The organism is uncultured Paraglaciecola sp. (assembly GCF_913058035.1).
Classification (GTDB): Bacteria; Pseudomonadota; Gammaproteobacteria; order Enterobacterales; family Alteromonadaceae; genus Paraglaciecola.
In genome coordinates, this window is the sequence record NZ_CAJXPA010000158.1 from 1 (window position 1) to 10,593 (window position 10,593).

General features: G+C 37.4%; 6 protein-coding genes. All 6 read left to right on the top strand.

Annotation, left to right across the window (positions count from 1 at the left end; genetic code table 11):
- Positions 1-478: 478 nt before the first annotated feature.
- A complete protein-coding gene (locus QZ562_RS16655; RefSeq protein ID WP_293762627.1) occupies positions 479-5,317 on the top strand; it encodes an NAD-glutamate dehydrogenase in 4,839 nt (1,612 codons plus the stop codon).
- A 93-nt stretch (positions 5,318-5,410) separates the two neighbouring features.
- On the top strand, positions 5,411-6,418 hold the full coding sequence (gene pyrD / locus QZ562_RS16660; RefSeq protein WP_293762629.1) for a quinone-dependent dihydroorotate dehydrogenase: 1,008 nt from the start codon (positions 5,411-5,413) through the stop codon (positions 6,416-6,418).
- Positions 6,419-6,545: 127 nt separating this feature from the next.
- Positions 6,546-7,058 (top strand): cell division protein ZapC domain-containing protein, encoded by a 513-nt coding sequence (locus QZ562_RS16665; protein ID WP_293762631.1) that lies wholly within the window; start codon positions 6,546-6,548, stop codon positions 7,056-7,058.
- Between the two features lie 161 nt (positions 7,059-7,219).
- Positions 7,220-9,334 carry a bifunctional 23S rRNA (guanine(2069)-N(7))-methyltransferase RlmK/23S rRNA (guanine(2445)-N(2))-methyltransferase RlmL gene (rlmKL, locus tag QZ562_RS16670; protein ID WP_293762633.1) on the top strand — a complete coding sequence of 705 codons (2,115 nt, stop codon included), beginning with the start codon at positions 7,220-7,222 and terminating at the stop codon, positions 9,332-9,334.
- Positions 9,335-9,345: 11 nt separating this feature from the next.
- Positions 9,346-9,582 (top strand): glutaredoxin family protein, encoded by a 237-nt coding sequence (locus QZ562_RS16675; protein ID WP_293762635.1) that lies wholly within the window; start codon positions 9,346-9,348, stop codon positions 9,580-9,582.
- A partial coding sequence (locus QZ562_RS16680; protein WP_293762637.1) for an ATP-binding cassette domain-containing protein occupies positions 9,579-10,593 on the top strand: 1,015 nt, incomplete at its 3' end. The genes QZ562_RS16675 and QZ562_RS16680, both read left to right, overlap by 4 nt.

A 10,593-nucleotide genomic window follows, 5' to 3' on the forward strand; every position in this document is an offset into this window, starting at 1 on the left:
TAATAAATGTGAAGTATTTATCGGGTAACTCCATAATATCTTCAAAATTTTTATTTTAATATTGCATGTGAAATTTTAAATCATTGTTATTCTGTAGTTTCTCTCAATTTAGGTTTAGGTCCTTTAAAAACTCCGAGCTATTGATTACCTATTAAACTTTTGTGATCAAGATTGCAGGTGATCTGGCATTAACTATTCATCAAAAAAAAACTGCATAAATATTTAACTCTATCTGCCTTAAAGTGCTTATCAATGCATGTTTTATGCGGCGAACTTGCATAGGTATGAATTTTGTTAAAAAATAGTAAATATAACGCTTTTATTGCGTGATAATTTTAGCGAGAATAGGCCATAAAGCATTAAAACGGTATATATCTCAGTCTTTTGTCTAATTTAATAATACTAATATTCAACCATTATTACACTTTTCATTGACAAATTTACTACTACTAACAAGCTATAAAAGATGGGTAAACACATGACGGTTGCAGATAACCAACATTCAGTTCTACTTGAAAATGTCTATAAACTAATTGATAAAAAAGTCGCCACTAATCAAGTTAAACAGGTAACAGACTTTTCTAAAATTTTATTCAAAAATATTGCCAAAGATGATTTAGATAATCGAAGTGATGATAACCTTTATGGTGCCACTTTGAGCTTGTGGAATCAGTTTGTAGATTATCAGGGTGATGCGCCTTTTATTCGTGCTTTTAATCCTGCAATAAGTAAACATGGCTGGCAGTCAACCCATACTATTGTTGAAATCATTGTCACCGACATGCCATTTTTAGTGGACTCAGTGCGTATGGCACTTAACAGAATGGGCATCACAGCACATTTATTGTTACATTGCCCTATTAGTCTTAAACGAAACGAGCATCATAAGTTTGTTTCCTTCGAAGATAAAACCAGTGATAAGAAAGAAGTGGTAAGGCAAACTGTTTTCCTTATTGAAGTAGACAGACAAACTTCAAAACTTGCTCTGGAACAACTGACTAATGAATTGTTTTCAGTGGTTAACGATGTGTCGTTAACAGTGCAAGATTGGCAACCAATGCGCGTAAGATTAAAAAATATTATTGAGGAATTCAAAACTAGCAAATCCCCAATCTCAGCAGAACAGAAACATCAAACTGAAAAATTCTTAGCCTGGTTAAATAACCATAATTTTACTTTGATGGGATACCGCTCATACAGTGCAAAAGGTATCAAAGGTGATTACCGTTGGGTAGCCGAAAATGATTCCAGTCTAGGTTTGATGAAAAACTCAAAGACAAATCGTGACCGTGTACTATCAAATATTCCCGCTTCGGCTAGGCAAGAAGCATTAAGCAAAAATCCGTTAATGTTGACTAAAACCAATTCACGTTCCAGAGTGCATCGTCCTGCATACTTAGATTATGTGGGTATCAAACGTTTTGATGATGCTGGTTTTGTGATTGGTGAAGACCGGTTTATTGGATTATATTCAGCTTCATTTTATAATAGTAGCGCAACACAACTACCTGTATTGCAAGAAAAAATTAATGCTATATCAAAGTTATCTGGTTTTGATCCCGGCTCACATGGACACAAAGCCTTCCTTAATATCATTGAAACTTACCCTCGAGATGAATTATTACAAGGCAGCATTAAAGAGCTAGCACAAATTGTTTTAGGTATTTTTCAAATGCAAGAACGAGGCATTTCTAGATTGTTTGCCCGAAAGGATGTATTTGGCCGTTTTGTTTCATGCATGGTATTTGTACCCAGAGAGCGTTACAACACGCAGTTACGAAAAGATACTCAGATATTGCTTAAAAAATCTTTTGCAAGCGAAGAGGATGTAGAATTTACCACTTATTTTTCAGAGTCTGTGTATGCGAGAACGCATTATATTGTCAGAGTGAAAAACAATAATGCGGAATATAACGTGAAGGATATCGAGAAAAACATCATCGAATTAAATAAAAGTTGGGATGACAGACTTGCTAATACTATTCGCTCAAATCATGGCGAAGCTAAAGGTAAAAGACTTGAACAAAAGTATGTCAATGCGTTTCCTAGCAGTTACAAAGAATACAATTTACCCAGTGCTGCATTAGTAGATATTGAGAAGCTTGAATTACTGAATACTGAACATACGCTGGATATGTTGTTTTATCGACCGCAAGAAGAAGGACCTGAAAGTAAAGCTGTTAGACTAAAACTGTTTCATGGAAATGAACCTATTCATTTATCAGCTGTGTTGCCGATGCTCGAAAATTTTGGTTTACGAGTGATAGATGAGAGTCCTTTTAAGATCAGCCCCAACGAACAACAAGTTAATTGGATCATGGATTTTTCTATGTTGCACAACACTAGCAACGATATGGATATGGGCCAAGCTCAAACATTATTTCAAACAGCTTTTTCAGAGGTGTGGTACAACGCTTTAGAAGATGACCCGTTTAATCGGTTAGTACTTGGTGCCGGGTTAACAGGCCGAAATGTTACTATTCTGCGTTCTTATGCAAAATATATGCGTCAAATAGGCACTTCTTTTAGCCGAGATTACATCGCCAATACCTTAGCGAACTATCCAAAGATTGCTACTTTACTCGTTCAATTATTTTATCAAAAGTTTGATCCTAGAACTAAGCGTAGTACTAAAGCTGAAGATACAATTCTTGTCACAATAAAAGAACAGCTAGAAAATGTATCTAATTTAGATGATGACAGAATTATTTGTCGTTATTTGGATTTAATTTTAGCAACATTACGTACTAATTTTTATCAAAAGGATGAGTCGGGTAACCAAAAACCTTATGTTTCATACAAAATGTTACCTGAACTTATTTCTGATATGCCATTACCTAGGCCTAAGTTTGAAATTTTTGTCTACTCACCTCGAATAGAAGGTGTACATCTAAGAGGTGGAAAAGTAGCACGAGGTGGTTTACGTTGGTCAGATAGACAAGAAGATTTCAGGACAGAAATTTTGGGATTAGTTAAAGCCCAACAAGTAAAAAATACCGTAATTGTTCCAGTAGGTGCTAAAGGCGGCTTTGTTTGTAAAAATTTACCCATGGATTTAGGACGTGAAGCTTTCCAAAAAGAAGGCCAAGAGTGCTACAAAATATTTATTCGTAGTTTATTAGACATCACTGATAACATAGTTGAAGGTAAAGTCGTTCATCCCAAAGATGTTGTCAGGCTTGATGAAGATGACGCCTATTTAGTTGTTGCTGCAGATAAGGGGACAGCGACTTTCTCCGATATAGCAAATGGAATATCGGACGAGTTCAATTTTTGGTTAGGCGATGCGTTTGCTTCAGGCGGAAGTATCGGTTACGACCACAAAAAAATGGGAATTACCGCAAAAGGCGCTTGGGAATCTGTTAAACGTCATTTCAGAGAAATGGATAGAAATTGTCAGACCACTGACTTTACCTGTGTTGCGATTGGCGATATGGCAGGTGATGTATTTGGGAACGGCATGTTGTTGTCTACTCATACCAAGTTGATCTGTGCTTTTAATCACTTGCATATCTTTTTTGATCCAAGTCCAAACATTGAGTCAACCTATAAAGAAAGACAACGTTTGTTTGAAAACCCTTCATTGAGTTGGGACGATTATGACAGAAAACTTATTTCTAAAGGTGGTGGTATATTTAGCCGTTCATCTAAGTCGATTAAGCTGACCGCTGAAATGAAAAAATGGTTGGGTACCAAGCAACAAAACATGACGCCCAATGAACTGATTCACAATGTTTTAAAGATGCCAGTTGATCTACTTTGGAATGGGGGTATCGGTACTTATGTTAAAAGTACTAAGGAGACCCACGCTCAGGTTGGTGATAGAGCCAATGATGATGTGAGAGTTAATGGTAACCAATTACAAGCAAAAATAATTGGTGAGGGCGGAAATCTTGGAGCCACTCAGCTTGGTCGAATAGAATTCGCTTTAAAAGGTGGCAAGGTCAACACCGACTTTATTGATAATGTTGGCGGAGTAGACTGTTCAGATAATGAAGTTAACATTAAAATTTTACTTAACTCATTAGTAAACGCAGGTGATTTAACGACTAAACAGCGTAACAATATCTTATATGAAATGACTGAAGAAGTCGGTGATTTGGTTATTCAAGATTGTTATCGTCAAACAGAATCAATATCTATTTCTGAATTAGGTGGAGTAGGACAGCTTAGAGAGCAGTTGCGCTTTATTCATGGTTTAGAGCGCGAGGGTTATTTAAATAGAGAACTAGAATTTATCCCCGCGGATGACGAAATATCTGAACGGCTAGCTAAGTCCTCTGGCTTGACCAGGCCTGAGCTATCAGTATTGATAGCCTATGGAAAAATGGTCATGAAGCAGAAGTTTAATGTTGCATCTATCACTGACAACCCTTATCACGGTAGATTGTTGATCGAAGCATTTCCAAAAAAGCTGCAGGACAATTTCTCAGCTCAAATGCAACAACACCCTCTTAGAAGCGAAATTATTGCCACTAAGTTAACTAATAATATTATTAATGATATGGGCATGAACTATGTCTTTAGGATCCAAGAAGAAACAGGGGCGGGGGTTGATGAAATAGCGACTGCTTATTCTGTGGTAAATGGTATTTTTGGGATGCAAAGTCTATGGTCAGAAATTGAAGGTTTAGATAATAAAGTATCTTCTGGTGTACAGTTACAAATGCTTGATAGCATGCGAAGAACTTTGCGCCGCGCGTCTCGTTGGTATTTACGTCACGGAAGCAAAACCCTAAGTATTCAAGATTCAATTGACAGTTTTCGCTCTCCCTTTGATGGCTTATTTGCCAATATTCAAGATTATTTAGTTGAAAGTGAATATGATCAACTTGAAAGTGCGTGTATTGAATTAACAAAGGCAGGTGTACCAGATTCAATTGCATACAAAGTTTCGTCACTTAGTAATATGTTTCCTTGTATGGATTTAGCTCAAATTGCTAAAAATGAAAAGCGTGACATCAAATTAGTCTCAAACTTGTATTTTAAATTAGGATCAAAACTTGAATTACATTGGTTCTTATCTCAAATAGATAATCAAAGGGTAAGTAACCATTGGCAAGCACTGGCACGAGCTTCTTATCGCGAAGAGTTAGATTGGCAACAACGTTCGATCACTACAGTTTTATTGTCCTCCGATCTTAATAACGAAGATGCAGAATCCATTTTAAATAATTGGATGGACAATAACCAAGTTTTACTCGATCGCTGGTATCATATGATGTCTGAATTTAAAACCAGCAGCACACACGAGTTTGCTAAGTTTTCAGTTGCTTTTAGGGAGTTAATGCTTCTGAGTATGAACGCCAGTAGCTGACATTAGGGCCTGTTTATCTGAGCCCTTTATGTTTAATAACGCCTTGGTTTTCGCTGATACGTGCCAAGGCTTTTTTATGTTTAAAGAGAAATTATGTATTCCCTTATCCAAAAATTTTTATTCACCCAAGATGCTGAGTGGAGTCATGACTTCACAATTAATTGGCTTAGGCGTACTCAGAATAATTTATTAAATCGTTTGTATAAACAAAATTTAGTAGAAAAACCAATTGAAGTCTTTGGACTAACGTTTAAAAATCCAGTGGGACTAGCTGCAGGTTTAGATAAAAATGGTGAATGTATTGATGCGTTTGCAGCTATGGGTTTCGGATTTATTGAGATTGGAACGGTAACGCCTGAACCACAACTAGGTAATGACAAACCAAGAATGTTTCGCTTACCAGCAGGGCAGGCGATTATCAATCGGATGGGATTTAATAATAAAGGCGTAGATAATTTAATTGATAATGTCAAGCAGGCAAAATATACCGGTATTTTAGGCATTAATATTGGTAAAAATAAACATACTCCAGAGGCTGAGGCTCTGAATGATTATCTGATTTGCCTGCGTAAAGTGTACAACTATGCGAGTTATATCACTGTTAATATTTCTTCACCTAATACACCAGGTTTAAGGGATTTACAGCATGGTCAAGCATTAGATGATTTGTTGACGGGTCTTAAAAACGAGCAGAAAATATTAGAAACTCAGTACGCAAAGTATGTACCGATTTTAGTTAAGATCTCTCCTGATCTTTCTGACCAAGAGATTGTCGACATGTCCAAATCATTGATCAAAGTGGGGATCGATGGTGTTATTGCTACCAATACAACATTGGACAGAAAAGAAGTGTTAGGTCAGCAACATGCGGATGAAAACGGAGGTTTAAGTGGAGCAGTACTTACATCTAAGAGTCAGGTGTTTACAGAGAAACTTGTCAAGGAGATCTCAGGTAGAATACCCGTCATAGGCGTAGGTGGTATTCACTCCGCTGAGACAGCAAAAGAAAGGATCAAAGCGGGATCAAGTCTGATCCAGATATATTCTTCACTGATCTTTCAAGGTCCAGGAGTGATCAAAAAGATCATCAATGGCATATAATGATCAATTAAAGATCCAAGTCTTTTATACTAAATAAATTGGAAATAAATCACCCTTAAGTGAAAGACATATGTTATTTTTTAGTAATATCACCTTATAGAGTTTGTTTCCCTTTATGCTCCAACCCATGTCAGATTGGTATTGGTTTTCTGAAAATGGCCAGCTTATGTTGTCTATGGGTAACGAGTGGCAGTGCACCACAGCTTATGGAATAAAAGAAATTATAGACTTACCGCAGACACACCAACTGTTTCACTTATCTGCTACTGAATGTTATATGTTTTTGGCCGAGCATCTTAATTCTAGTGGCCAGCATTTTTCAGATGCACAGTTAACGCACATATTGATTAACGCAACTGCAGCAATAATGTTTCATAAGCCAGTTACGCCTAAGAGTTGGTTTTTAGATGAGATTGAGTCTTTTGGTTTTCATCATAGGTTGGCAAGAGTGACCAATAAATTTAATTCAGGTGTTGTGTTGGTTTTGATTGACGAGAACGCTTTAGCCACATGTATGCTGATTTCAGTTAATTTACAATTAAACGAAACCAAATTATTAAATCAGTTTGATTTAATAAAGGTAGCAAAAAATCGCCTTGAACCTCTACTGTTAGAAACAAGCTCCCAACTCACTGCATAGTTTAAATTGACCCTATAGATAAATCTTGGAGGTTAGATCTCCACAATATCAAAAGTTAACTCCTTTTAAATACCGATTAAACATGCGCTTACTTGGTATTTACCGTATAATCGCGCCCGTTTTAAACTATGAGTATCTTGAGCCGCGCTATGAGTCTATGTATGTCGTCCGAAAGTAATTTCGAATTTTTGATCACTACGTCTAAGGGCTTAGACGGAATGCTGTTAGATGAAATAGCACAGATATGTCCAGGTGTGGTACTAAAATCTAAACCAGGACAAGTATTGTTCAGTGGCGAGCTTGCTGACGCTTATAAAGTCTGTATCTGGTCGCGTCTGGCAAATCGAGTACTTGTCAAGCTTGCTGAAGGTGAAGTTAATACGGCTGACGATGTTTATAAAGTCACTGACCAAGCAAATTGGCCAACACATTTTGGTGTAGGTGATACCTTTATGGTGGACTTTACTGGAACTAATCAAAGCATCAACAATACTCAGTTCGGCGGGTTAAGGGTAAAAGATGCTATCGTTGATCAGTTTTCAACTTTTTTCGATGAACGTCCTTCTGTTAGTAAAATATTACCTAACATTAGAATTCAAGCTCGGATGTGGCGGAGCATTTTAGGCGTTTATATTGATTTATCAGGTCAAAGTTTACATCAAAGACACTACCGCACTAAAACAGGTATCGCTCCCGTAAAAGAACATTTAGCCAGTGCTATGCTAATCAGAAGCGGTTGGCCAAAAAATATGCTAACGCCATTAATAGATCCCATGTGTGGAGCTGGTACCATTGCTATTGAAGCGGCAATGATGGCTGCAAACATAGCACCAGGTTTAAAACGACAGTCATGGGGATTTGACGCATGGAAAGAGCATGATCGTTCTAGTTGGGACAATTTGGTTAAAGAAGCTGAATTAGCAATAAAGCCTCACAATGGTTCTATTTGGGCGAATGATATTGATGCCTCGATATTATCTGTTGCCAGAGAAAACGCCGAATCAGCTGGTGTTGCAGATTTTATTAAATTTACTCACCAAGATGCTTGTCAATTAACTTCGTCAGATTTACCCACTGGTTATATGGTGAGCAACCCGCCTTATGGCGAGAGATTAAGTGAAACAACTCAACTTATTCCTACATTTCAGAAATGGGGAAGCTGGTTAAAGCAAGAATTTAAAACATGGCACCTGTCCTTATTAACATCTGACCGTAATTTATTACGACAGATGAAATTATCGGCTAAAAAAGAATACAAGCTGATGAACGGTAAGTTGGAATGTTTGTTAGTTAACTATGAATTAGACGAAAAAAACTGTCAGGTTAGAGAAAATAAAACAATCAATGACGATTTCGCCAATCGTTTAGGTAAAAACTTAGTCAAAACTACTAAATGGCTAAAAAGTCAAAACACCAACTGTTACCGTATTTATGACGCAGATTTACCTGAATATAACGTGGCAGTGGACAAATACGCTGATTACTTAGTTGTGCAAGAATATTCGGCTCCTAAAGATGTGCCTGAACAAAAAGCTAAAAGAAGGTTACAAGAAGTGATGATGTCGTTGCCTCAGGTCACAGGTATCGATGCAAGTAAAATCATTCTAAAGGTCAGAGAGCAACAAAAAGGTAAAAACCAGTATCAGAAAGTATCGCAACGCAAAGAAACTATTGAAGTATTTGAAAACGGTGCAAAATTTCAGGTCAATTTATATGACTACCTAGATACAGGTTTATTTTTAGACCACAGAATGACTCGCCAATTATTTCAAAAAAAATCTGAAGCCAAAGACGTGCTGAACTTATTTGCCTACACCGGAAGCTTTTCTGTGCATGCAGCTTTAGGTGGTGCCAAATCTGTGACCACAGTGGATATGTCGAATACTTATATTGATTGGGCAAAAGAAAATTTTAAGATAAATAAGTTAACAGGGGCTTATGAATTTATTCAAGCCGACTGCTTGACTTGGTTAAACCGACATAATGGTAAATATGATTTAATGTTTATTGATCCTCCATCTTTTTCTAATTCAAAACGTATGGAAGGAACATGGGATGTGCAAAGAGATCATATTGCCTTAATTACCGATGCATTAACTTGTCTCAACCCTGGTGGTGAAATATTGTTTTCAAACAATTTACGCCAGTTTAAGTTAGACGAGATTGCATTAATTGGTTTGGGATTAAGCATAGAAAATATTTCCCAGCAAACTTTGCCAGATGATTTTCAGCGTAATCCTAAAATTCATCATTGTTGGTCTCTGGTTAAACAGTAGAGTGTGTTAAATTGTATGAATTGATCTTATATACAGGACAGGGTTGTGGTTTGTGCGATGAAGCTGAAGCCCTACTCGAAAAAGTAAGTGAAAATGCCGCTTCTTCTCTTAAAAAAGTAGATGTGCGAGCGAACTCAGATTTGTACCATTTATATGGTGCTCGAATTCCGGTGTTATACCGTGAAGATATACATAATGAATTGCCTTGGCCATTCGATTTTTTTCAATTAGGTGAGTTTTTACGTTGAGTTTATTGCAGTTAAAAAATGCCAGTATCATTCTTGGCCATCCCCCTTTATTAAATGGTATCGAACTAGTCATTCACCCTGGTGAAAGATTGTGTTTAGTTGGCCGCAATGGTTGCGGTAAGTCTACTTTGTTAAAAGTGATTGAAGCAGATATCAAACTAGATGACGGTCAACGTTTGGTAAACAAAGAGGTGAAAATTTCTCGTTTACCACAGGATCCACCCGCAAGTGTTCAATGTAGTTTGTTTGACTACGTAGCAGAGGGATTGGCAGAAGTAGGGGAATACCTAAAAGGATATTTTCATCAAGCCGACCTTATTGCTGAAGACCCTTCTGATGCGAATATGGCAAAATTAGAGTTCTTTCAAACTCAACTTGATCATCACAACGGCTGGCAGCTTGAACAACGTATTCAACAAGTGTTGACTAAACTTCAGCTTGACCCTAATCAACAACTGAGTAATTTATCTGGTGGTTGGAGGAGAAAAGCCGCATTAGCCAAAGCTATGGCAAGTGAGCCAGATATTCTTTTATTAGATGAGCCTACCAACCACCTTGATATTGACATGATCAAGTGGCTAGAAGATGCCATCATTGGTTATGCTGGCTCTGTGGTCTTTGTTAGCCATGATAGGGCATTCATCCGAAAAGTTGCCAGTCGTATCATTGACTTAGACCGCGGCAATTTGGTTAGCTATCCGGGTAATTATCAGACATACCTTGATCAAAAAGCCCATGATTTGGAAGTTGAAGAAACTCAGAATGCGTTGTTTGACAAAAAACTGAGTATTGAAGAAACATGGATCAGACAAGGCGTAAAAGCCCGCAGGACCAGAAATGAAGGTCGTGTGCGTGCCCTTAAAGCATTAAGGACTGAACGTTCGCAAAGAGCTAACAAGTTAGGTACGGCGAAGGTGAGTGTGAGCGAGTCTAAGAGTTCAGGAAAAATTGTTTTTGAAACCGAAAACTTGCATTACACCATTGCGTGTACACTGATTGTTGAGTTGCTGA

What these genes read in the sequence shown, in the direction of transcription:
- QZ562_RS16655 (WP_293762627.1), top strand. Translation starts at nt 479, where the DNA reads ATGACGGTTGCAGATAACCAACATTCAGTTCTACTTGAAAATGTCTAT.
- pyrD (WP_293762629.1), top strand. Translation starts at nt 5,411, where the DNA reads ATGTATTCCCTTATCCAAAAATTTTTATTCACCCAAGATGCTGAGTGG.
- QZ562_RS16665 (WP_293762631.1), top strand. Translation starts at nt 6,546, where the DNA reads ATGTCAGATTGGTATTGGTTTTCTGAAAATGGCCAGCTTATGTTGTCT.
- rlmKL (WP_293762633.1), top strand. Translation starts at nt 7,220, where the DNA reads ATGTCGTCCGAAAGTAATTTCGAATTTTTGATCACTACGTCTAAGGGC.